The sequence below is a fragment of the Phaeobacter sp. JH20_26 genome (genome assembly GCF_048056275.1).
In the GTDB taxonomy this organism is placed as follows: Bacteria; Pseudomonadota; Alphaproteobacteria; order Rhodobacterales; family Rhodobacteraceae; genus Phaeobacter; species Phaeobacter bryozoorum.
Genome location: NZ_JAYMWL010000001.1, coordinates 113,270 through 134,973, shown reverse-complemented (window position 1 = coordinate 134,973; position 21,704 = coordinate 113,270). Strand labels below are relative to the sequence as shown.

21 protein-coding genes are annotated in these 21,704 nt (G+C 59.6%); 10 read left to right on the top strand and 11 right to left on the bottom strand.

Features of this window, described 5'->3' with window-relative positions:
- Position 1: 1 nt before the first annotated feature.
- Positions 2 to 1,360: a cbb3-type cytochrome c oxidase subunit I gene (locus VWY60_RS00655; RefSeq protein WP_340547704.1), complete on the bottom strand. Its 1,359-nt coding sequence runs from the start codon at positions 1,358 to 1,360 to the stop codon at positions 2 to 4.
- A gap of 12 nt (positions 1,361 to 1,372) precedes the next feature.
- Positions 1,373 to 1,825, bottom strand: coding sequence for a c-type cytochrome (locus VWY60_RS00650; protein ID WP_340547703.1), 453 nt, complete (start codon positions 1,823 to 1,825; stop codon positions 1,373 to 1,375).
- A gap of 133 nt (positions 1,826 to 1,958) precedes the next feature.
- Here VWY60_RS00650 and VWY60_RS00645 point away from each other — a divergent pair, with 133 nt between their 5' ends.
- Positions 1,959 to 2,183 (top strand): DUF1858 domain-containing protein, encoded by a 225-nt coding sequence (locus VWY60_RS00645; RefSeq protein ID WP_340547744.1) that lies wholly within the window; start codon positions 1,959 to 1,961, stop codon positions 2,181 to 2,183.
- A 55-nt stretch (positions 2,184 to 2,238) separates the two neighbouring features.
- On the opposite strand, the gene VWY60_RS00640 is transcribed toward VWY60_RS00645, so the two are convergent.
- Positions 2,239 to 2,928 (bottom strand): Crp/Fnr family transcriptional regulator, encoded by a 690-nt coding sequence (locus tag VWY60_RS00640; RefSeq protein WP_340547702.1) that lies wholly within the window; start codon positions 2,926 to 2,928, stop codon positions 2,239 to 2,241.
- A gap of 296 nt (positions 2,929 to 3,224) precedes the next feature.
- Between VWY60_RS00640 and nirK the strand changes: the two genes are divergently transcribed.
- Both nirK and VWY60_RS00630 read left to right on the top strand, forming a co-directional pair.
- Complete coding sequence (gene nirK / locus VWY60_RS00635) at positions 3,225 to 4,448, top strand: copper-containing nitrite reductase (protein ID WP_416539622.1); 1,224 nt, start codon at positions 3,225 to 3,227, stop codon at positions 4,446 to 4,448.
- 38 nt (positions 4,449 to 4,486) lie between these two features.
- Complete coding sequence (locus VWY60_RS00630; protein WP_416539621.1) at positions 4,487 to 5,245, top strand: formylglycine-generating enzyme family protein; 759 nt, start codon at positions 4,487 to 4,489, stop codon at positions 5,243 to 5,245.
- 2 nt (positions 5,246 to 5,247) lie between these two features.
- Here the strand turns inward: VWY60_RS00630 and VWY60_RS00625 are convergent, their stop codons facing one another.
- Both VWY60_RS00625 and VWY60_RS00620 read right to left on the bottom strand, forming a co-directional pair.
- A complete protein-coding gene (locus tag VWY60_RS00625) occupies positions 5,248 to 5,856 on the bottom strand; it encodes a TetR/AcrR family transcriptional regulator (RefSeq protein ID WP_416535496.1) in 609 nt (202 codons plus the stop codon).
- A 97-nt stretch (positions 5,857 to 5,953) separates the two neighbouring features.
- Complete coding sequence (locus tag VWY60_RS00620) at positions 5,954 to 6,961, bottom strand: AraC family transcriptional regulator (RefSeq protein WP_416539620.1); 1,008 nt, start codon at positions 6,959 to 6,961, stop codon at positions 5,954 to 5,956.
- Between the two features lie 155 nt (positions 6,962 to 7,116).
- Between VWY60_RS00620 and VWY60_RS00615 the strand changes: the two genes are divergently transcribed.
- The gene (locus VWY60_RS00615) at positions 7,117 to 7,557 is read left to right on the top strand and encodes a cupin domain-containing protein (RefSeq protein ID WP_416535494.1); all 441 of its coding nucleotides are present in this window, start codon (positions 7,117 to 7,119) and stop codon (positions 7,555 to 7,557) included.
- Between the two features lie 131 nt (positions 7,558 to 7,688).
- Positions 7,689 to 9,197, top strand: a complete 1,509-nt coding sequence (locus tag VWY60_RS00610; protein ID WP_416539619.1) for a flavin-containing monooxygenase — start codon at positions 7,689 to 7,691, stop codon at positions 9,195 to 9,197.
- A 55-nt stretch (positions 9,198 to 9,252) separates the two neighbouring features.
- Here VWY60_RS00610 and VWY60_RS00605 read toward each other — a convergent pair whose 3' ends face one another.
- Together VWY60_RS00605 and VWY60_RS00600 are read right to left on the bottom strand one after the other, a co-directional pair.
- On the bottom strand, positions 9,253 to 9,954 hold the full coding sequence (locus VWY60_RS00605; protein WP_416592402.1) for an MOSC domain-containing protein: 702 nt from the start codon (positions 9,952 to 9,954) through the stop codon (positions 9,253 to 9,255).
- Positions 9,941 to 10,498, bottom strand: a complete 558-nt coding sequence (locus VWY60_RS00600) for a MarR family winged helix-turn-helix transcriptional regulator (RefSeq protein WP_416539617.1) — start codon at positions 10,496 to 10,498, stop codon at positions 9,941 to 9,943. Before VWY60_RS00600 ends, VWY60_RS00605 begins: the two co-directional genes overlap by 14 nt.
- 83 nt (positions 10,499 to 10,581) lie before the next feature.
- Between VWY60_RS00600 and VWY60_RS00595 the strand changes: the two genes are divergently transcribed.
- The 5 genes from VWY60_RS00595 to VWY60_RS00575 all read left to right on the top strand — a co-directional run bounded on the left by VWY60_RS00595 (position 10,582) and on the right by VWY60_RS00575 (position 16,552).
- Positions 10,582 to 11,340 carry a hypothetical protein gene (locus tag VWY60_RS00595; RefSeq protein ID WP_416539616.1) on the top strand — a complete coding sequence of 253 codons (759 nt, stop codon included), beginning with the start codon at positions 10,582 to 10,584 and terminating at the stop codon, positions 11,338 to 11,340.
- A gap of 243 nt (positions 11,341 to 11,583) precedes the next feature.
- Complete coding sequence (locus VWY60_RS00590) at positions 11,584 to 12,489, top strand: LysR substrate-binding domain-containing protein (RefSeq protein WP_416539615.1); 906 nt, start codon at positions 11,584 to 11,586, stop codon at positions 12,487 to 12,489.
- Positions 12,490 to 12,578: 89 nt separating this feature from the next.
- Positions 12,579 to 13,733 carry an aromatic ring-hydroxylating oxygenase subunit alpha gene (locus tag VWY60_RS00585; RefSeq protein ID WP_416539614.1) on the top strand — a complete coding sequence of 385 codons (1,155 nt, stop codon included), beginning with the start codon at positions 12,579 to 12,581 and terminating at the stop codon, positions 13,731 to 13,733.
- A 15-nt stretch (positions 13,734 to 13,748) separates the two neighbouring features.
- A complete protein-coding gene (locus VWY60_RS00580; protein ID WP_416535487.1) occupies positions 13,749 to 13,988 on the top strand; it encodes a hypothetical protein in 240 nt (79 codons plus the stop codon).
- Positions 13,989 to 14,131: 143 nt separating this feature from the next.
- The gene (locus VWY60_RS00575) at positions 14,132 to 16,552 is read left to right on the top strand and encodes a GcvT family protein (RefSeq protein ID WP_416539613.1); all 2,421 of its coding nucleotides are present in this window, start codon (positions 14,132 to 14,134) and stop codon (positions 16,550 to 16,552) included.
- Between the two features lie 71 nt (positions 16,553 to 16,623).
- On the opposite strand, the gene VWY60_RS00570 is transcribed toward VWY60_RS00575, so the two are convergent.
- The 4 genes from VWY60_RS00570 to VWY60_RS00555 all read right to left on the bottom strand — a co-directional run bounded on the left by VWY60_RS00570 (position 16,624) and on the right by VWY60_RS00555 (position 21,683).
- A complete protein-coding gene (locus tag VWY60_RS00570) occupies positions 16,624 to 17,631 on the bottom strand; it encodes an Ldh family oxidoreductase (RefSeq protein WP_340547688.1) in 1,008 nt (335 codons plus the stop codon).
- Positions 17,632 to 17,694: 63 nt separating this feature from the next.
- Positions 17,695 to 18,345 carry a DUF3726 domain-containing protein gene (locus VWY60_RS00565; protein ID WP_416535484.1) on the bottom strand — a complete coding sequence of 217 codons (651 nt, stop codon included), beginning with the start codon at positions 18,343 to 18,345 and terminating at the stop codon, positions 17,695 to 17,697.
- Positions 18,342 to 20,033: a hypothetical protein gene (locus VWY60_RS00560; protein WP_416539612.1), complete on the bottom strand. Its 1,692-nt coding sequence runs from the start codon at positions 20,031 to 20,033 to the stop codon at positions 18,342 to 18,344. Before VWY60_RS00560 ends, VWY60_RS00565 begins: the two co-directional genes overlap by 4 nt.
- 105 nt (positions 20,034 to 20,138) lie before the next feature.
- Positions 20,139 to 21,683, bottom strand: a complete 1,545-nt coding sequence (locus tag VWY60_RS00555; RefSeq protein WP_340547685.1) for a BCCT family transporter — start codon at positions 21,681 to 21,683, stop codon at positions 20,139 to 20,141.
- Positions 21,684 to 21,704: the final 21 nt, after the last annotated feature.

Genomic DNA, 21,704 nt, shown 5'->3' with positions numbered 1-21,704 from the left:
GCTATTCTCCTGCGATGGTGCTGGTCTCATGGACCGGGCCCGGTGCGATCAGCTCGTCCCGACGCACCACGAGCAGCGCATAGATGAACAGGAGGGCGCCAATCACAACGGCGGCCCCGGCGCCAAACCGCATCAGGTAGAAAATCGCCAAACTATCCTGAACATCCATGTAGTAGTCGCCAATGACGCGCTGCATATGGGTCTGGATGGTGCCAGCAAAGGTGAGGACGAAGGTCATGAAGGCCATGCCGCCGGTCATCAGCCAGAAGCTCGCCATGTTCAGGACCTGATTATAGGGTGCCCGTCCACGCAGCATCGGCATGGCATAGGTGAAGACCGCGAGATTCAGCGCCACATAGGCCCCGTAGAAGGACAGATGCCCATGTGCAGCAGTGATCTGAGTACCGTGGCTGTAGAAGTTGACACCATGCAGGGTATGAAGGAACCCCCAGACACCGGCGCCAAAGAACGCCACGGTGCTCGATCCCAGCGACCACAGAAGCGCGGCCTTGTTGGGGTGGTTCTTGCGCCCCTTCCAGACCATCACAAAGGCAAAGGACATCATCAGGAAGAAGGGGATCACCTCAAAGGTGGAGAAGATCGAGCCGATCCACTGCCAGTAGCCGGGCAGGCCAATCCAGTAGAAGTGATGTCCGGTGCCGAGAATGCCCGAGAACAGCGCAGTGGCAACGATGACATAGAGCCATTTTTCGACCACTTCACGGTCCACGCCCGTCAGCTTGAGCAGCAGGAAGGCCAGAATCGCCGCCATAACCAATTCCCAGGTCGCTTCGACCCAGAGATGGACGACGAACCACCAGTACATTTTGTCGAGGGACAGGTTCTCGGGGTTGATAAAGGCAAAGACCCAGAGCAGCGACAGCAGCCACAGGCCCATCAGGAGCACGTTGGTAATGGCGGTTTTCTTGCCCGCGAGCACGGTCATCGACACATTGAACAGGAAGATCAGCGCGGCCACGAGGATGCCGAATTTCACCCAGAGCGGTTGCTCCAGAAATTCGCGCCCTCCGTGGATGCCCACCAGATAGGAGCCAACAGCGCCAAGTGTGCCGATCATCAGGATGGCAAGTTGCAGATAGGCAAGTTTGACCGAGAAGATCTCCCGTTCGGATTCCTCAGGGATCAGGAAATAGGCAGCGCCAAAGAACCCAAGCAACAGCCAGACGATCAGCGCGTTGGTGTGGATCATGCGAATGATGTTGAACGGCAGAAGCTCGGACAGGAAATTGGGGGCGACATAGATCCAGCCTGCCAATAGCCCGCCGATCACCTGAATTCCGAACAGCGCCAGAGCGCAGATGAAATAGGCCTGAGCGACCTTCTGAGATTGATATTTCATTGTGTCTCTCCCTTAGCCCGCGTCATTGGGCGGCCAGCCCTGAGTGTCGGTCTGATCGGCCCATCGCAGAAATTCGGCCAGGCCCCGGATCTCTTCGTCGGTGAGTTGGAAATACGGCATCTGACGGCGACCCTCGACACCGCTGGGCTGGCTCTCCATCCAGTTCTTCAGTGTCTCGAAGGCCTCTTCCGGTTCGTCCTGAACGCCCCAGCGGGTCATGACATTGCCGACTTCGGGGGCAAAATAGGCACCTTCGCCGTGCAGCGTGTGACAGTTGATGCAGGAGTGACGCTCCCAGACACGTTTGCCGAGGCTGACCTCTTCGGTCAGGGGCATTCCTGCGGTCGAGGTGGTCACGACGTAGCGGTGGCTGTGCACGGTCATGCCAATAAACACGACGACGAAGAAGATTGACCCTCCGTAGAACACATTGCGCGCCCGCGACTTGGTCAGAAATTCAGCCATGGCTTGGCCCTTTCCGGCAGTTGCTGATCATCCGGTGATAGCGCGCGGCGCAGCGGCAAAGGTTGCGCAAGCGCAAGGTTCGGCGCGATTGCGGCTGTTAGCGTGATATCGAAGAGAGGACAGGCTTGTGAAATTGCCACCAAAACTGGATGACCCTGACCTGCCGCTTGACGTGCTGCTGACCACCTGGCCGGAAACACTGCGGGTTTTCATGGATCATGGCATGTTGTGCGTCGGCTGCATGGTCAGCCCATTTCATTCGGTTGCAGAGGCCTGCGCCGAATATCACCTTAACGAGGATATGTTTCGCCTCGAACTGGCTGAGGCAGTTCGCTTGGCTCGCGGCGACCGGGGTTAAGTCGGTTCCTGCGGCCAGCGATGACGCTAGGCAGGCAAGCCGACCCGCCGCGCGATCAGGGATCGCTGAGCAGCATCAGTCGATGCGGATCACAGATTGTGATCTTCTTGCGTTTACTGCTGACCATGCCGTCTTTTTCCCAGGCACTCAGCAGGCGGCTGACCGTGTGCAGCGTGGTGCCGGTCAGTTCAGATACATCCTGGCGGGTGATCGGAAATCCGATCTCGATGCCCTCGGCCACCTTGACACCGGATTGATTGATCAGCCGCAGCAGCGCACGGGCGATGCGCTGTTCGACATGCTGGGTCGACATTTCCATGATGCGGGTGTTCATCTCACCCACCCGGGCGCCGACAGTTTTATATGTCTCAGTTGCAAAGCCCGGGTAGTCAGCGGTGAAGCTGTTCCACAGCGAGGTCGGCCATGACAGGATCAGCGCCTCACTGGCGGTCAAAGCCGTTGCAGGGTAGCGGTCCTGTCCCAATGCCTTGGCGATACCGAAGAGCTGCCCGGATGGGATGTGGAGAGAGGTGACCTGATCGCCGTCGCTGGTGATCCTGACGACGCGGATGGTGCCGTCCAGAAGCAGGTAGAAGCGATCAGCAGGCGCCCCTTCTTCAAAGATGGTCTCTCCGGGTCCGAGGCCGCGGCTGCTTGCCTGATCAAGAATTCTGCGGATCTGGATATCCTCCAGCTGCGAGAAGGGCGGCAGCGGTCGAAGCAGGCTTTCATGTAGGTGGCGCACGGCATCTCCGAACAAGGAACTGGTTCATCCTATCGCGATATCGCGGTGATGGTCACCCATGTCTTTAGTCTGTTGCCGCTCTCGCAGCCAAAAAGCCGCGCCGTCTTTGCGCTGCCGCAAAGTTCTGTCGGGTGTGACGAGCTAGATTAATCGCGACACCAAGACCTGCGGGATGCGCTGTCTTCCGGCTGCATCGGCGCAGGAAAGGACGCCTCCGCCCCTGAGCGGCCGGAGACCCCTATTCCACTCACAACGCCCGCCGATTTTGGGCTGATCGAATGATAAGGAGAGTGACAATGACCAAACGCTTCAATCCCGGACTTGCACCCACAAGCCGTCGCAACGTTTTGCGTGGGACAGTTCTGGCGAGTGCTGCGGCCCTGACCGGCGGACGGGCATCCGCGGCGAATGGTGCAGCTCGTCGGGCCGCTGTTCCGCCACTGCGCGGCGCGGCGCCACGGTTCATTCAGGCCGAAGCACAGGCTCAGGCCGAGGCGGCGCCGGTTGATCTCTCCGGCTATACCCGCGTCAAACAGGAACTGGTTGCACCTCCCTTTGCCCCCAAGCACGAGCAGGTCGCAACCGGTGGTCCGAAAATCGTCGAGATCGAGTTGATCACAGAAGAACGACTGATGGTTGTGGATGAGGATACCGGCGCCGAAATCTGGGCGTTGACCTACAACGGGTCGGTCCCCGGTCCGCTGATTATCGTGCATGAAGGCGACTACGTCGAACTCACTTTGCGCAATCCGACCGATAGCCAGATGGAGCACAATATCGACTTCCATGCCTCGACAGGGGCGTTGGGCGGAGGCGGTCTGACCCATGTCTTCCCCGGCGAAGAAACCGTCTTGCGCTGGAAGGCAACCAAGGCCGGCTGCTTCACCTATCACTGTGCGCCGGGCGGCGCGATGATCCCCTATCATGTCACGCATGGTATGAATGGTGCCATTATGGTGCTGCCGCGCGATGGTCTGAAAGACGGTGAGGGTAACCCGCTGCGCTATGACAGTATCGCCTATATCGGCGAGCAGGATTACTATCTGCCGATGGATGAAAACGGCGATTACCGGACCTACGATTTGGCCGGTGACGACTACGCCGACAGTATCGAAGCGATGCGCACTCTGGTGCCGACCCATTCCGTGTTCAATGGTGCGGTTGGCGCGCTGACGGGTGAAAACGCCCTGCGGGCCAAAGTCGGTGAGACCGTTCTGATGATCCACAATCAGGCCAATCGCGACTCGCGTCCGCACCTGATTGGTGGGCATGGTAACTATGTGTGGGAAACAGGGTCGTTCACAGATGCGCCGCTGACTGGCATCGAGAGCTGGTTCGTGCGCGGCGGAAGTGCCATGGCGGCGATGTATACCTTCGAACAACCCGGCGTTTATGCCTATGTGAACCACAATCTGATCGAGGCGGTTCTACTGGGCGCCACAGCGCATTTTGTGGTCGATGGGGCCTGGAACAATGCGCTGATGGAACAGGTGGTTGCTCCCCGTAGCTTTGAAACCTGAACGGCTGCGCCACCAGCGCTTGCAGAAGGAAAGCCCACATGACTGCCGCCATTTCGCACGATACCGGGAACCGGATAGCCCTGCTGGGTCTTGGCCTGGCTGTGGCGGCAGCGCTGATCTGGGCGCTTGGACAATATCTCCCTCGCGGGCTCATCGGGTCGGCGGGGGAGAGTGTCCATCCAGAGCTAGTTCTGGCCGCCATGGAGCCAGATGCTGGGCGCGGACTTTATGTCATGAGACATGAAGTCACCGTCGCCGAGTGGAACCGCTGTCACGCAGATGGGATGTGCAGCCTAAAGCTGCGCACTCGCGCCAATCAGGATGCAAAGACAATGCCTGCAACGGGAGTGAGCCATGTTGATGTGAGCCAGTATCTGGCGTGGATCAATGCGCGCAGTGATGGCGGCTATCGCCTGCCAAGTGTTGCGGAATGGGCCTATCTAGCGGAGCTGGTACTCCCAGCCGAGCCTGAACCGATCTTTAGCGATCCCGATCTTAGCTGGGCTTCGGCCTATCTCCTTGGTGAGCAGAGCAGCCGGACGCTGCGCCCCCAGGGCAGTTATGCAACTTCGCCTGATGGTGTTGTCGATCTGGATGGCAACGTATGGGAATGGACGCAGGACTGCTATGCCGGCGAGTCCGGGGCCAGCCTCGATCGTTGCCCGGCGTATTTCGTTGCGGGCGAGCATCTGGCGGCAGTTCCGTTTCTTGTCCGCGATCCCGCTCGTGGGGGCTGTGCAGTAGGGTCACCCCCGGCGCATCTGGGCGTGAGACTTGTCCGTGATACGCCCATCTGAGGTTATTCTGCCCTAACTGCCGCAGTGATGAATCCTTGCAGGTTTGCGCGCATACGCCGGATCGGAACCCTGTCCAGGACACTGCGATAGGCGCTGCCTTCGATCAGATCGACAATCATCTGCGCCGTGCCCTCCGGATCGAGATCGCGGCGCATGTCACCTGTGGACATACCGCGTTCGATTACCTTGGCGAGGGCCGCAACCAGCGCGTTTCGATTGTCCAGAAACAACCGAGCGATATCGGGTTTGCGGATGGCCTCGCTGGTGATCTCCAGACCCAGAATAACGTTTTCAGGCACTGCGAGATATTTGGCATAGGATTTTACAAAACTGTCGAGCAGTTTAAGCGGCGGGCGCGCTTGGGTGAGCGCGTCGATAAACGGCGAGAGTTCCTGTCGTTCCAGCGCAGCGATTTCGACCAGCACATCATGTTTGCCGGGGAAATGATTATAGAGATTACCGAGGCTGACGCCGGCGCGCGTCGCGATATCGCGGACACCGGTCTGGTGATAGCCAGTTTCAAGAAAACATCTGACTGCCGCCTCAAGGATCTGCTGCCGCCGTTTGGCGGTGGTCTCGGTCCGGGTGAGTTTGGGCTTGCCGTCTGACATCAGTGTCCTGAGGTGAATGCTCTGTCGCGCAGCTGCGCGGGTCTGCGGTCTGCGGAGAGATGTAGCCTCCGCGCAACAGGCTGACAAGGTCGAGGCCCTAAGGGGTGTATTGCCGCCGCGCGGTTTGGCTGGGCGAATGCCCGAACCGTCCCTTGTAGTCGCGCGCAAAACGGCCCAGGTGGGAAAACCCGTTGGAAAATGCAGCGGTGGTGACGTCGGGTGTGTCGCGCTGCGCCATCAGTTGATAGTGGGCCGCATCCAGTCGCGCATTGCGCAGTACCCGCATCGGGCTCTGCCCAAAAGCGCGGCGAAAGCCCTTTTGAAGGGTGCGGACATTCATGCCCGCATGTTCCGCAATGTCGGTCAGCTGTATTGGGTTGCTGAGATTGGCGTGGATGAAGTCCATCGCCGCGCGAACGCCGGGTGGCAGGGACCCGTGGTCAGCCCGTTCAATGATGTGGGAGATATTGCTGGGTAGCCGCGTCAATAGCTCTCGCGCCAGATCCTGTTCCACCCGGATATCCGAACCACGCAAACGCCCCTGGAACAAAATGCCGACTTCTGCCGCCTGAACGCAGGCACAGACCATCTGCCGCAGCCGCCGCCCGCCAGGAGCAAGCAGATCGACGCGGCTGGCAAAACGGATTGGCCCCGGCAGTTCCGCTCCGATCAGTTGCCGCGCAACCGTTTCAAGGTAATTCCGGTCGATCTGAAGCAGCAGCTTGCGGCAATCGGCGCTCCACCGCATCAAAGCGTCCCGATCGGGATTGAGCACCGTTGCAGTGGTTACGTCGGCCAGGATCTCGGCGCCGCGATGCCGGACGCTGGCCTGGCCGCAAAGCGGGATCTGCAACAGGTAGAACGAGTCCAACATACCGGGGTCAATAGTCACATCGGCGCCGTAGTGCAGGTAATTGATCGAGCAGTGACGCCCGGCTGCGTGATTATGGCGGACCGCGAGATCCTGATGCCGTTTGGCGAAATCCAGCCGGTGATCGCAGAATTTCTGCCCCACCCGGTGGCGTGCCTCGTCCAGATCCCCGGTGCGCAGCAGCGGATGATTGCTCAAATGCTCAACTGTGTCCGGGTTGGCTGGGATGGCCATCTTGCCTCCAGATCAGAGGACTGCAGCTTAGATTGCCCCGGAGATATTTCAAGCCTCAACCATCCTGCCATCAATTGGGTTCGTTTTCTGGATAATCGAATGTGCGACGCTGGTGCAGTCTGGCGGCATTAGATCAATTTCAGGGAGGAGACGTCATGGAAAAAGGGATCACCAAGGCAAAAGACGGTATTCGCGGCATGTCCTGGACCGTTGTCGGGCAGACCTATGTGCCCAAGTTGCTCAGCACCGATGCCTTCATATGGGATGCGGTTCTGCCGGCCGACACCTTTGTACCGCCGCATATCCATCCAACCCAGGATGAATGGATCAGTGTCCTGTCGGGGGAGCTTGAGGTGGAATTTTCGGGCGATGTGCATAAGGCGGGGCCGGGGGATACAGTGCGTATGCCCAAGGGCGAAGCACATGCGATATTCAACCGTTCCGGTGCTGAGGCGCATTGTATTTTCGGCGTCGCGCCCGCGCGCAAACTGTTCGACCTGTTCATTGAGCTGGACGGTGTGACCGACCCGGGGGAGCTGGTGCGTCTCTCTGCGCTGCATGAGGTCGATTTTCTGCCACCCCCGGCTGACGCATGAGCAATCCGGAGCGCGGGTGGGGCGGTGCCACTGTCCAACCCCGGTCCGGCAGGAAACACACCGGCCTGCGGGGAGGCAGGTGAGGGACAGAACGGTTCATCGCAGATTGGATCGAGAGGGGAGAACAGGACATGACAACACGCAAAACAGTTGCGGTTATCGGCGGCGGTGTCAGTGGTCTGGCTGCGGCCAAAGCCTTTGATGAACGCGGCCACAGGGTGATCGGTTATGAACGCAGCCATGATTTCGGCGGTGTCTGGGAGCTGTCGCGGTCATACCCGGATGTGCAGACACAGTCGCCGAAGGATCTATATTGCTACAGCGATCATCCGATGCCCGCAGATTACCCGGAATGGCCGAAAGGTCCGCAGGTTCATGCCTATCTGCATTCTTACGCGCAGAAACACCGGCTGGCGCGACTGTTCCGGCTCAACACTTCCGTTACGGCGATGGAGCGGCGTCAGGATGGGCAGCCCGGCTGGACCCTGACCCTGGAGGCCGCCGGGAAGAGTTGGCAACAGGATTTCGATTTTGTTGCGATCTGTACGGGTCAGTTTTCGGAAAAGAACATCATCACCCATCCCGGTCAGGACGCATTCATCGCCCGTGGCGGACAGGTGATACATTCATCTGATTATACGGATCCCGGCATGATTGTGGGCAAACATGTGGTGGTGCTGGGCGGCTCTAAATCGGCCACCGATATTGCTGTCAATGCGGCCAAGAGTGGGGCGAGATCTGTTCGGCTGGTCTATCGGGAGAATGTCTGGCGGGTGCCCTATTATGTCGGCGGCATCAACTTCAAGAAACTGCTATATATGCGGGCGCAGGAGCAGCAGTTCAATCAATGGGGTAAGTCGCCTTTTCAACGCGGTATCGCCGCGCTGCTGAAGCCTCTGGTCTGGGCCAATTTTCGCGGTTTGGAGACCCTGCTGAAGCTGCAACTGGGTCTGAAGAAGCACAATATGGTCCCCACCACGCCAATTGAAAAAGAGGTGTCCTGCTCGGTCCCGATTGTGACTCCAGGTCTGTTTGAGGCGTTGAACGATGGCAGTATCAAGCCCGTTATCGGCACGTTTGAGAGTTATCAGGAGGAAGGTTTGCGGCTGAGCACCGGCGAGGTGGTGCCATGTGATGTGGCGGTGCTGGCGGTTGGCTGGAAGCTGGGTGTACCCTATCTGGCGCAGGAGTATCGTGACAAGCTGATCGAAGACGATGGGCAGTATCGCGTTTATCGCCTGTCGGTGAACCCGGATCTGCCCGATATGGGGTTTGTTGGTTTCAACTCCAGCTTTTGCACGGTCCTGTCGGCCGAGATGATTGCCAATTGGCTGGTTCGCTATGCCGATGGCAAACTGGCTCACCAGCCCAGCCGGGCGGAGATGGAGCAGAATATCGAGATGATGCTGGACTGGCGCCGCCGGGAGCGACCTGCGGCGCAGGTCTATGGCGGTCTGTGCTCAGCACCGTTTCATTTCAAACACTTCGACGAGCTTTTGGCCGACATGGGAGCACAGCTGCGCAAGCGCAAGAATCCCCTGGTCGAGCAATTCTCGCCCCCGGATGCGGCGGCTTATGGGCAGTTTCTGGCCTCGGCCCCGCAGTATCAGGCCGGCCAACGCTGCCAGATCGGGAAATAGGCTGGCGTCGAGGCGGCGATCATGGCTGCGTCCTGGACGCCGGGTTTCACAGCGCCTAAGCCTGCACGCCGCCCAGTCGGGCGCTGGTGTCTTCGCCCGTGTCGCCGCCTGCCATTCGCGCAAAGGCGGCGCGCCAGCCTGCGGCGAGATCAGAGAGATCGGCCAGGCTGGCGGCCTCTCCGGCTGTGATCTTGCGAGTCAGCCTCGCATGGGTCACGCGGTATACGGTCCATTCGGGATGGCGCCGTTCGATAAGCCTGATCTCGTCGTGCGTCTGTGCCGCCCCCGGCTCAAGGACGCGGTAGTACCATCCGGTGCGGCCGGTCTTCTGGAACAGATAGGGCATCCGCTTGTTCTGAGTATAGAGACCGAGTTTCCAGCAGGGCTGTCTGCCCTGGCTGATCTGAACGACAGCACTTCCCAGTCGCAGGATGTCTCCGATGCAGAGGGTGTCCTCAGTCAGCCCGTAACTGGCGATGTTTTCTCCAAAAGCTGCCGGAACCGCTGTTGGAGGCAGCTCGGCCTCGTCCTGCCACAGGCGGTAGTGCTCGCTGGCGTAGTGGTGGATTGCCTTGTCCGCTCCACCATGCACCGTCAGATCGGCCTGCGAGTCTCCGGTGAAGCCGTTGATGTCGATCATCTGAGATCCGGCGACTGGGGACTTGTGAATGGCGGTTGGCGGTTTGTCGGCCCATGGGCTGTGGACAGCGCCATGAAAAATGCCCGCGATCGGGGCGGATAGGTCAGGTCGTGTCATCTGAAAGCGCCTTATGTTCAACACATATTAAATCTCGATCGCCGGGCTGCAGCGGAAGCTGCAACAGGGTGCAATACCCATTGGCAGGGCCTGCGTCGTGATAGGCGCAGGTCCTGCACAGGCCAAAGGGGCGCCCGCCACGGGCTTCCAAAGCCGCACGCAGGGTCGCGCTGAGCGCCTCTTCCAACGCGGCGGTTTCCGCGTCCTGCATTGTGGTCAATGCGCCGCCGATGACCGAAGGCGCTTCGGCCAGTGCCTGCCCCTCAGCTGTCACCCCGTAAGAAATCGAACGCTGATCGCCAGTTTTTGGCTCTTCGCGCACGAACCCTTTTCGGGCGAGTGTCTTGAGCGTTTGCGACATGGTGCCGCGTGTGGTGCCCAGATAATCGGCCACATGCGAGGGCGCCCGTGAGTAGCGATTGGCGCGCGCGAGGTAGTCCAGCGCCGCTGTTTGGGCCGGATTCAGGCTGTCAGACCATCCCCCGGCGGCGTCGAGACGGGCCAGACGATTGATGAGCGCGCGGATGCGGTGATGTGATGTCATGAACAATTGGTATCGACTCGAAATCAAAACTGCAATAACTCTTATTTGGTAGCGAGTCGCTACGAACTAAGATGGAGACGAAAATGACACGATTTCTAGTGACGGCTGCGATCCTGGGCCTCGGTGCGGCGGGCGCAACCGGCGCGTTCGCCGATGGCGATCATGCCGTGCATCAGCAGGGCGCTATTATCTCGGCATCCGATGGGGGGAAGACGGCATCCTTTGATATTCTTGCGGCTCATGCGCACCGCAAAGGGAACACTGTCACCTTCCACATGACGACAAATGGCAGCGCTGGCGCGGATACGCCCGAAGCAGTCGGTTCGGTCGGCGGGGCTGAGGTTTTCTCCTATGTTTGGCCGACCTCGCTTGACCCGGCTGCCGTCGGGTTTGAGGCAGGCAGCGGAATACTCGCGCTGGCTGCAACCAGTCACCCGGACTTTGACGACACGCCATTGGTGGATGAAAACAACGACGGCGATACCGGCAACGACGGTCTCCTGTGGCACAGTCATTGGGTGGTTCTGACCCCGACCGAAGCCTGCGGGCCGGGCGCGTTGGCGGTGCGTGACATTCCAGAAGGCGCCACCCCGCAGCTGCCGGCCACCTGGCCTGGGCTTCCGATCTATCTGGATAGCCCGGGATTTACGCCCCTGTTCAACGGGCCGGAAGTGACTGTGACGGTCGGGTTTCGCAGCGATGTGACTCTGGCTGATGTGGCGTATGATGGTGTTACGTCGGCCCTGCGCGTCAATGCAAATGTGCATGCGCCGTTGCTCTGCGTGGTGGATGTTTTCGATATTGCGTCGGGCGACCTGACCCTGCCGGGAAAAATCAACTGAACGCAAATGGCGCGGCACATGTGCCGCGCTACCTCATGCCTATGAACTATCGGTGCTGGGATCGTGATTTGAGGCGTTTCAATAGATTTCGGAACGGTTGCCCCGGCCGATGTTGGATCGGCAGGGGCCGGAGGTGATGAATACGATCTCTCACCAACGCATTTGGATTTGCCATTCAATTCGAAAACCACTCATATTCAGGTGAACTGACTTAATCCCTGGTCCCACGAATGGCGGCGCATCATGTCCAGACGACACTACGACCTGCCGCCGCTAACCACATTGGCGGCCTTTGAAACCGCAGCCCGGCACCTGAGCTTCAAAAATGCGGCGCAGGAACTGTCTGTGACACCCGGAGCGGTCAGCCACCAGATCAAGGCTCTCGAAGGCGAGCTGGGTGTGGCGTTGTTCCAGCGGAAACATCGCGGTGTCGAGCTGACGCGCGAAGGTCAGGCGCTGTTTGAGACTCTGGCCACATCGTTCCGGCAGATCTCGCGGCAATTGTCTAAGACCCGTCAGATGGGCGAGGAAGATGCCGTGACCGTCGGATCGACGACGGCGGTCGCAGCCCTTTGGCTGTCGCCGGTGATCATCCGATTTTGGCGTGATCATCCGGATTTGAACATTCACCAGATCACCCAGGATCGACCATTTCACGACACGCGGGAGTTCGATTTCTTTATCAGGTATGGGCGTGATCCCGACGCTACGCTGGCCCATACGGCGATCTATCGGGATCAACTTGTCCCGGTTGCCCGGCCGGATATCGCCGAAGGACTGGCGGGCTCATCGCTACAGGATCTGGCAGCGCAGCGGTTGATCCATCTGCACAACGTCAGTCAGAGCTGGACCACCTGGGTCGACTGGTTCCACGAGTTGGGTCATCGGGGCGACATTTCGGTTGGCACCCGCGTGACCAGCTATTCAGTGGCGTTGCAAATTGCCCGTAAGGGGGCGGGCGTAGCGCTTGGCTGGAAGCGGCTTATCCAGCCGATGCTCGACAGCAAGAAGCTTGCCATTGTCGGCAATCAGAGCGTTCCGGCACCGCAAGAGTTCTATCTGGTGGGTCTGCCGGATGATGAACTGTCGCCGAATGCCCGCAAGTTGAAAGCCTGGATCCTGTCGGAGGCAAGCCGCAGTTCGGTTTAGTCAGGCTCATTCATGAATGAGGTTTTCCCCTATTGAGCGGAATTGATCCGATCCTCCAATAGGGAAAAGCTCACGCCATGGAGAGTTCGATGAACACGCATACCCCCCTGTCGTCCGTGCTGACCGAGGTAAACACGGCAAACGGCCTGCCAAATGAACACTATGTCGACCCCCGCGTTTTCGATGAGGAAAAGCGCTCGGTTCTTTTTGCCAATTGGTCAGGAATTGGGTTTGGCAAGGATATTCCGGAACCAGGCGATGCCAAACCGGTCGACTTTCTTGGTATGCCGCTGCTGCTGGTGCGCGACCGAAACGGTGACATCGGCGTGTTTCAAAACACCTGCCGCCACCGGGGTATGATCCTGGTGGACAAGCCACAGAAGATCCGCGGGGCGATACGTTGCCCCTATCACAGCTGGTGCTACGGGCTCGACGGGGCATTGCGTGCGACCCCGCATATCGGTGGTCCCGGGCGGAGTACCCATGACGATGTCGACATCGGCAAGCTTGGCCTGATCCGCGTCCGGGCGCATATCTGGCGAGACGTGATTTTTGTGAATGTCGATGGCGAGGCGCCCGAGTTCGCCGAAGCCCATGCCGCATTGCTGGACCGCTGGCGCGAATTTGAGACACCGATTTACCACGGTGGCGAAGGGTCATCGCTGAAGCTGGAGGTGGCAACCAACTGGAAGCTGGCGGTCGAAAACTATTGCGAGAGCTATCATCTGCCGTGGGTTCACCCCGGGCTTAACAGCTATTCGCGGTTGGAAGACCACTACAACATTGAAGAGCGGGGAAAATACTCGGGTCAGGGCACGCTGGTCTATCGCCAACTTACCGACGAAGCCGGTGCGAAACTGCCGGATTTCGACGGGCTGAGTGATCAATGGGATGAGGGTGCGGAATATGTCGCGGTCTATCCCAACGTTCTGTTGGGGGTGCAGCGTGACCATAGTTTCGCGATTGTTCTGGAGCCGAAGGACTGCGGGCATACGGTCGAGCATATCGAGCTTTACTATGCCAGAAGCGAGCGGGACACGCCGGAACTTGATGGTTTGCGTGCCTCTAATGCGCAGCTGTGGAAGACCGTCTTCGAGGAAGATATCTTTGTGGTGGAGGGCATGCAGAAGGGGCGTCACGGCGTGTTGTTCGATGGCGGCCGGTTCTCTCCGGTGATGGATGGGCCAACTCATAACTTCCATCACTGGGTGGCGACCGAGGTTCAGAAAGGTCGTGCAAAATGAGCGGGTTCCTGAGCCATGGAACGCGATGAGCTTGATCGCGCCCTGTTGCAGGCGCATGCCGCAGATGATGGCGCGGCTCTCGTGCGGCTCTATTCACTCGCCGCCGATTATGCAGAGGCGGCCGACGATATCGACAGGGCCTGTTTTTACCTCACGCACGCCTTTGTCTTTGCTCTGGAACTCGGCGCGCCCGAAGCCGATCCGCTGAATGCGCGGCTTGCGGCACGGGGGCGCGTGCAGCGCCTCAGCTTCTGACATGTCACAGACGGGTATTTGTGCTGAAAAACCGGCTGGCATGGTGACCTGTGCGACCGGCAACAGGCACCAAGCTGTTCAACCGATAGCGGAGGCAGTGTGGATCGCTGCTCCGTTGAGATAGGCTCTTGAAGGGAGCAAAGATGCGTAGAGAAGCACAGGCAGTTGTCATCGGTGGAGGGGTTATTGGGTGTTCAATCCTCTACCACCTGACCAAACTGGGATGGTCAGATGTGGTGCTGCTGGAGCGGAACGAGTTGACGTCCGGGTCCACCTGGCACGCGGCGGCAAATATCCACGGGTTGCATGACAGCACCAATATCAGCCGTATCCAGCACTATACGATGTCTCTCTACAAGGAACTGGAAGCTGAGACCGGACAGAGCTGCGGCGTGTTTCAGCCTGGGTCCCTCTATTTGGCGCAGACAGTGGAACGTGAACACCAGCTGAGGTTGCAGGCCGCAAAGGCCAAGCTCTATGGGATGAATTTTTACGAGATCAGCATCGAGGAGGCCAGGCGCCTGAACCCGCTGGTCAATTACGATGGCATCCGCTGTGTTATGTATGAACCCGATGGTGGCAATGTCGATCCCTCTGGCGTGACGAATGCCTATGCCGTCGGGGCGCGCCAGCGGGGCGCCGAAATCCATCGTTTCACCCCTGTGACCGCGACCGAGCAGCAAGACGATGGCAGCTGGATTGTTAAGACGCCCAAAGGAGATATCCGCACGCCTTGGGTGGTGAATGCGGCAGGGCTCTGGGGCCGCGAGGTCGCGGCGCTGGCGGGGATCGAGCTGCCGTTGCAGCCAACTGAGCATCAGTATTTCGTTACCGAGACCATGGCTGCCGTGGCCGCGCATGGGACCCGCCTGCCATCCGTCAGTGACCGGGACGGTGAGTATTATCTGCGGCAAGAAGGGCAGGGGCTGCTGGTTGGCGCCTATGAAAAGGATATGAAGTTCTGGGCCGAGGAGGGCACGCCGCTCGACTTTGCACATGATCTCTTTCCAGATGATCTGGAGCGGATCGAAGAGAACATGATGAACGCCATTGAACGCCTGCCTGCGGTTGGTGACGCTGGCATCAAGCGTGTCATCAATGGTCCGATGATCTGGTCGCCGGACGCCAATGTCCTGATGGGGCCGGTGCCCGAAATTGATGGATATTTCTGCTGCAATGGCATTATTCCGGGTTTCTCGCAGTCCGGCGGTATGGGGCTGATGGCGGCGCAATGGATCATCGAGGGTGAGACCCAATATGATATGCTCGCCTGGGACATGGCGCGATTTGGCAGTTGGGCGACCAAAGATTTCACCAAGGCGCGGGTGCGGGATCAATATGCCCATCGCTTTGCCATCCATTTTCCCAATGAAGAACGCAGCGCTGGTCGCCCGGCACGGACGCGGCCGATATATGAGCAACAGGCGGAAATGGGCGCGGTCTTTGGCCTCAACGCCGGTTGGGAACATCCCCTCTGGTTTGCAGAAGCGCCCGGCGCCAAGGATACCAATGGGTTCACCCGTCAGAACTGGTGGGGACCCGTTGGTGATGAGTGCAGAATGCTGCGGTCCCGTGCGGGCATTATCGACATATCCAACTTTGCCAAATACCGGTGTGCGGGGCCCGGGGCCGAAGAATGGCTGAACGCGGTCTTTGCCAATGCGATGCCAAATGCGGTGGGACGGTCCTGCCTGACGCCGCTGATTTCGAAACGCGGTGGGATTGCCGGGGATTTCACGGTGACCCGTGTTTCTGAGGATGAGTTCTGGATCATCGGATCCGGCATGGCCGAGCGCTATCACAAGCGATTCTTCAAGGAGGTGCCGCTGCCAGAAGGCACTATGTTCGTGTCGCTGACAGACGAGATCTGCGGTTTCAATGTCGCGGGGCCGAAATCACGTGAGATGCTGCAACGCCTGACAAATACCTCCCTCTCGACCGATGAGTTTCCGTTCATGCGTTCGGCTTGGATTGATCTTGCCGGGATTCAGGTGCTTGCACTGCGGGTTTCTTTCACCGGCGATCTGGGATGGGAGCTGCATTGCAGGCGCGAAGATCAGCCGCGTCTCTACTCGGCGCTCCTGGCTGCTGGTGAGGAGTTCGGCGCAGGTCCTGTCGGGAGTCGGGCGTTGATGTCCTTGCGGATTGAAAAAGGCTATGGCTCCTGGAGCCGGGAATATAGCCCGGAATACTGGCCGCAGGAGGTCGGGCTGGACCGGCTTTGCAAGTTGCAAAAAGACTTCCTGAACAAAGCTGCCGCAGAAAAGGTCCTCGAGAACCCGGCACGTGAACGGATGGTTCTGCTGCATCTGGATGAGGCCGGAACGGCAGCTTCCAATGCTGATGCGACCGGCGGAGAGCCTATTTTCAAGGATGGTAAGGGGATCGGCCGCGTAACCTCGGGCGCCTATGGATACAGCGTGGGCATGTCGCTGGCGCTTGGCTTTGTTCGAGAGGCAATGCCCGGTGATGCGGTGGAGGTCATGGTCCTGGGGCGTCCACACCGGGCGGTCATTTTGGAGCGACCGCCGTTCGACGCAGATGGTGCCATTCTGCGGGGCTAGCGTTCAGGAGAACGAATAAAGGAGGCCATATGACCTCCTTTATCGTGGTGTCTTGTGTTCCTCGCGACGGATCAGAGAAGGTCGCGGACCTTCTCCAGCAGTGCGGCGTTCACGGCGACGCCTTCAGACGCGGCACGTGTGCGGCAGCCACGACGTCCATCGCCCGGCAGCCGTGCGCCATCCTGATCATGGATTGATGCGATCAGGTCGGTCAGCCGGTCGTGGAATGCGCCGCCCGAGGTTGCTGCCGGATCGATCGCAATGAAGAACTGGCCGGTTTTTGGTGGCCCACCCGCGGTGCCAGAGAAGGGGCTGGCGACGGAGCCGAGGGTCGCGCCGGTCATGGCAGCCGCCATCAGTTCAACAGTCAAGGCGATGCCGACGCCCTTGTATCCGCCGGAAGGAACCATTGACCCCTTGAGCCCGGCCTCGGGATTGGTGGTTGGTTGCCCGTCAGCATCCAGCACCCAGCCTTCGGGGACCGCTTTGCCCTCCCGGGCGTGTTTCATCACTTCGCTCTTGGCAATTGTGCTGGCGGACTGGTCGATCAGCAGCGCGGCATTCCCGTCTGCGTCGGGGGCCGCGATCGAGAAGGGGTTGGTGCCGACAACCGGCTTCGCACCGCCGGAGGGCGCGATCGAGGCGGGCGCATTGGTGAAACCGATGCCAAGCAATCCTGCCTGCGCCAGCCGTTGCGTGTGAACTCCGAGGACACCGCAGTTGTAGGAGTTGTTCACCGCCAGAACCGCAACCCCCATCTCGCGGGCCAGCGGGATCAGTTTTTCAAAGCCGAGATCAATGGCGCTATGGGCAAAACCGGTCGCTGCGTCCACGGTGACAACCGCCGGGCGGGGCTGATCCACAACCGGCTTTGCCTGACCATCCACCTTTCCACATTCGACATGCTGGGCATAGATCGGGATATAGGCCAGCCCGTGCGAGGCGACGCCATCGGCTTCGGTCATGGCGGTTGCAACAGCAAGGGGGCGGGCGTTGGCTTCGGAGGTGCCGGCCTTGACCAACACGCGGAAGGCTAGGTCTTCGATTTCGGCAAGGGTCAGGGTTTCGGTTGCGGTCATATCGGGCTTTCTGTTTTTCAGTCTTCGGGTCAATGCCGGGCTGACCGGCAGTCGATGGGTGGATCAGTCGTTGTCGCTGAGGCCGGCCCCGGCGCCGCGCAGGCGGCTTTCCTCGGTCGCCGGGGCAAAGGTGCGATGGGCAAACTTGCCCAGCTGATCCCAGCTTGCGTTGGAGACGCTTGCGCGCATCACCGGTTCTTGCTGGCCGGTCATCTCCGCAGGGGCGGAGAATACCATCCGTTCCGCCAGCCGGCTGTGCAGCGCCTCGCTGGAGCCCTGCACGCAGAGCCGCTTGCCATCGGTGGCCAGGCGCGCGCCCTGCCATTCGGCGGCAACCGGTCGGCCCAGTCGCAAGGCCGCACCGCCCATGAAGGGCACCGCCAGCAAGGGAAAATTGACGTTTTCCATCGTGATCTTGCCACGCTCCAGCAGGCGCACGGCACAATCGCTGAGTGCTGCACCGGCGATCAAGGGGCTCATCCGGCGGGCAGGGGCGTGCCAGACCTCGGCTCGCAGCGAAACGGGCGATACGTCAATCGAGGGAATGCGATCATTCATCGTCAGCAGATCTGCCAGCATCTCGGTGCCGGGAAACCCAAAAGACGAAAGCCAGCGCGTGCCCTTGGCGGCCTCTTCTGCCAATCCCCAGGACAGGCCCGCGCCCCGGGCGGCGCGCTTGCTCATGGCCTCGATTTCATTCAACGAATGGCTCATGCCAGACCCTCTTCCAGTTCGGGGAATACCCAGAATTCCGCGTTCTCAACGGTGAGTTCGGTGGGCAGCGGAGCATTGCCATACATGCAAATCCGCACCCAACGATCTGACCGGGGATCAAATTTCGTCGCGCCAAAGAATGCCAGCTTGCAGCGCAGCATATCGATCGGCAGGACCTGATCGGAAATCGTGTTGTCACGGATTTCCGCGTAGGGCGCGCGGCCGACGATCTGAACACGGCGCAGAACATGGCGGTGTTCGGAATGGCGCAACAGGAAATCTGCAACCTGCGCCTCGTCTGGCCAGTGGGCCAGAGCCTGGTACAACATCGCGGCATCTCGACCCGGTGCCAGCGGCTGCTCATATTCTTCGATGGGCTCCTCAAAGCGCTCACCCAGACGGGGTTCGAGCTTTTCCTCCGAAACATACCAGGCGCGTGCCTTGTTCTCTGGGGCCTGCCAGTTTGTGTCGATGGCCCAAGCGTATACGTCCCGCAGGATCTTGCGAAGATCGCCAATGGTCATAGCACCCGCAATGCGAAAGGTTGCGGTGTTATCTGCCGACATATCTTCGGCGAAGCCATCGACAAGCCCGCCGTAGGGCTCCAGCATCAGCGACGCGATCCATTCCTGACCCTCGAGCGAGAGCGTCTCTTCGGCCCAGCGGTAGAGGGCATTCCAGGGCTTCGGACCGGCCAGCGTCTGGATTTCCAGGTAGCTGGTCACTTGATCAGCGTCGGCACGCAGCGCGCTCAGTTTCTGGATCTGAATCGGATGCTGTGACTGCCAATCTGCAATTGTCAGCTTGCTGCGTGCCACCAGAGAGCGGAACACAGCGATATCGTCCGGATGCGCTTCCTCGATATTGCGCACCGCCTGGATCGCCTTTTCGCGCGCCGCGACCCAGTTGTTGAATAGCACCGGGTGGTTGAGCAGAAACGGCGCCATTCCAAGGCCGGTGGAATTGCCGATCCCCATGGACCGGGCCAGATCCGGAGCCAGTTTTGCGGCGGTGGTGCCCTCAGCCTTGGCGCGACATTCGGCCATATGCTGGACCAGATCGGTGACGAACCAGCGGGTCAGGTAGACCGATAGCATCTCAACCTGGAACGGCGCACGGAATTCGGGGCGTTCCGCGATCATCTCGCGGTCAGCCGCACCCAGTTTGCCGGACCCGTAGACCGCCGTTGTCCGCATCAGATAGCCGACGGCGTCGATCTGCTCTGCGGAGGGCTGCTGGCCAGAGGCCAATGCGCTGACCACATGTTCCCAGAGGCGCACCGACCGGTTGGCGCGGGATACAGAAAGCTCCGACCCGGACACACGTCCGGCTTCCTGCACGGGGATATTCTGTGACAGCCGCGCGATATCCGCGTCAGAAGGAATGCCGTCAAATAGTGTGAAAGTGGCGTCCCAGGCCTCTGCAATCACTCGGTCGGAGCGTTTTTCAGGCGGCAGGTCATGGGCAAAGGCGACCAGGGAATATGCACGCTCCGGCCCATATGCGGTATAAACGGCATGGCCCTGACCGCTGTCGTCTATGTCAAATGCGGTCTGTTCAAATCGCCAGCCTTCGCGCGCCAGACGACGGGTCAGCACCCGCATGAATGACAGGCGCGACTGGTGCATCGAGCCAAGGCGTGCCAGACGCATGACGGTGTTCGGTTCACGGCAGAGAATGTCGGTCATTCGGATTGGCCTTTGTAATCAGGTCGTTAGTCGTATCCCGTATGATCTGAACAGGTCGGGCAGTTTGGATGGGTGGGCCGGGCGCCAGCAGCGCCCGGCAGCTATTCAGTTCTCTTTGCCTTTTGCCAATGTGATGCGCAGAGCATCCCAGAGCGATGGCAGAAGAATAAGCGACACCGGAACCGCGGTGACCACGATGAAGCTCTGTAGTTTTGATACGCCACCGGAACCGACGGAGATCAAAATGACCGCCATCACACCCATGGCGATGCCCCAGAAGACACGTACGGCGATGCTTGGGGTGTCGCCGTTGGTCATTGTAGCGGAAATCACGTAGCTCATCGAATCTCCGGTCGTGGCCACAAAGATCGTGGTCAGGATCAAGAACAGGATTGAGATCAAGAAACCCATCGGCAGATTGTTCGTGATTGCCAGCAGTGCCGCAGGCAGGTTGAAGCCTTCGAAAGCTGCGGAGATGGTGCCGGGCTCAGCCAGTTCCATCGCAATGCCCGTGCCCCCGATGATGGTGAACCAGAAGTTGGTCACGATGGGTGCGATGATCGACAGCATGATGATGATGGACCGGATCGACCGTCCGCGTGACACGCGGGCAATGAACATTGCCATCAGTGGCCCGTAGCCCATGAACCAGCCCCAGAAGAACACGGTCCACCATCCCAGCCAGCCGGGAGCGCCGAATATGCCTGCATCACCGCGATAGAGCGCCATCTGGAAGAAGTTGCCCAGATAGGTCGTAAAACCTGAGAAGAACGATCCGAAGATGAAACCGGTAGGCCCGGCAATGAGCACATAGACCAGCAACACGGCGGCCAGGATCACATTGATCTTGGACAGCATCTGGATGCCGCGCGACAGGCCGGTCATCGCCGAGATCGTGTAGAGTGCCACCAATGCGCCGATCACCACGAACTGAGTGGCAAAAACGTCCGGGATGCCGAAGAGATCGGAGAGACCATAGCTCACCTGAAGCCCAAGAAAGCCGATCGGACCGACGGTACCCGCTACCACGGCGATGATCGATGATGCGTCGGCGATCACCCCGATGGGGCCGTTGATAGCCTTGTCCTTGAACACCGGATAGAGCAGCGTCCGGGGGGCCAGCGGCAGGCCCTTTTCATAGTGATAATGCATCAGCATGACCGTGGAGAGCGAACCGAGGATCGCCCATGCTAGAAACCCCCAATGCATGAAGCTTTGTGCGATAGCGGGGGTAACGGCGGCTTCGCTACCGCCTTCGGCCCCGTAGAGGGGAGGCGAGTAGAGGAAATGCGCAATCGGCTCCCCGGCAGCCCAGAACACGCCACCACCAGCAAGCAGAGTACACATGACCATGGATCCCCACTGGAACGTGGTGAATTCAGGCGCGGCCAGCCCGCCGAGAATAGCGCGCCCACCGGGCAGGACGCAGAGCAGCAAACCGATCAGAAAGGTCGCAAGCAGTAGAATTTGCCAGTACAGGCCAAAATAGGTCGCCGAGATGTTGAACCCCCAGTCGACCAGTGCCGACAGCCCGTCAAGATTGACCAGTGCTGCGGCACAGAATAGCGCGATAAAACCGCCTGAAAGCAGAAATAGCGGCTTGTTGATCCGGCTCTCCTGCGGTGTTGTCTCCATAGATGTCTCTGACATCTTTCCCTCCCATTGGTTGGC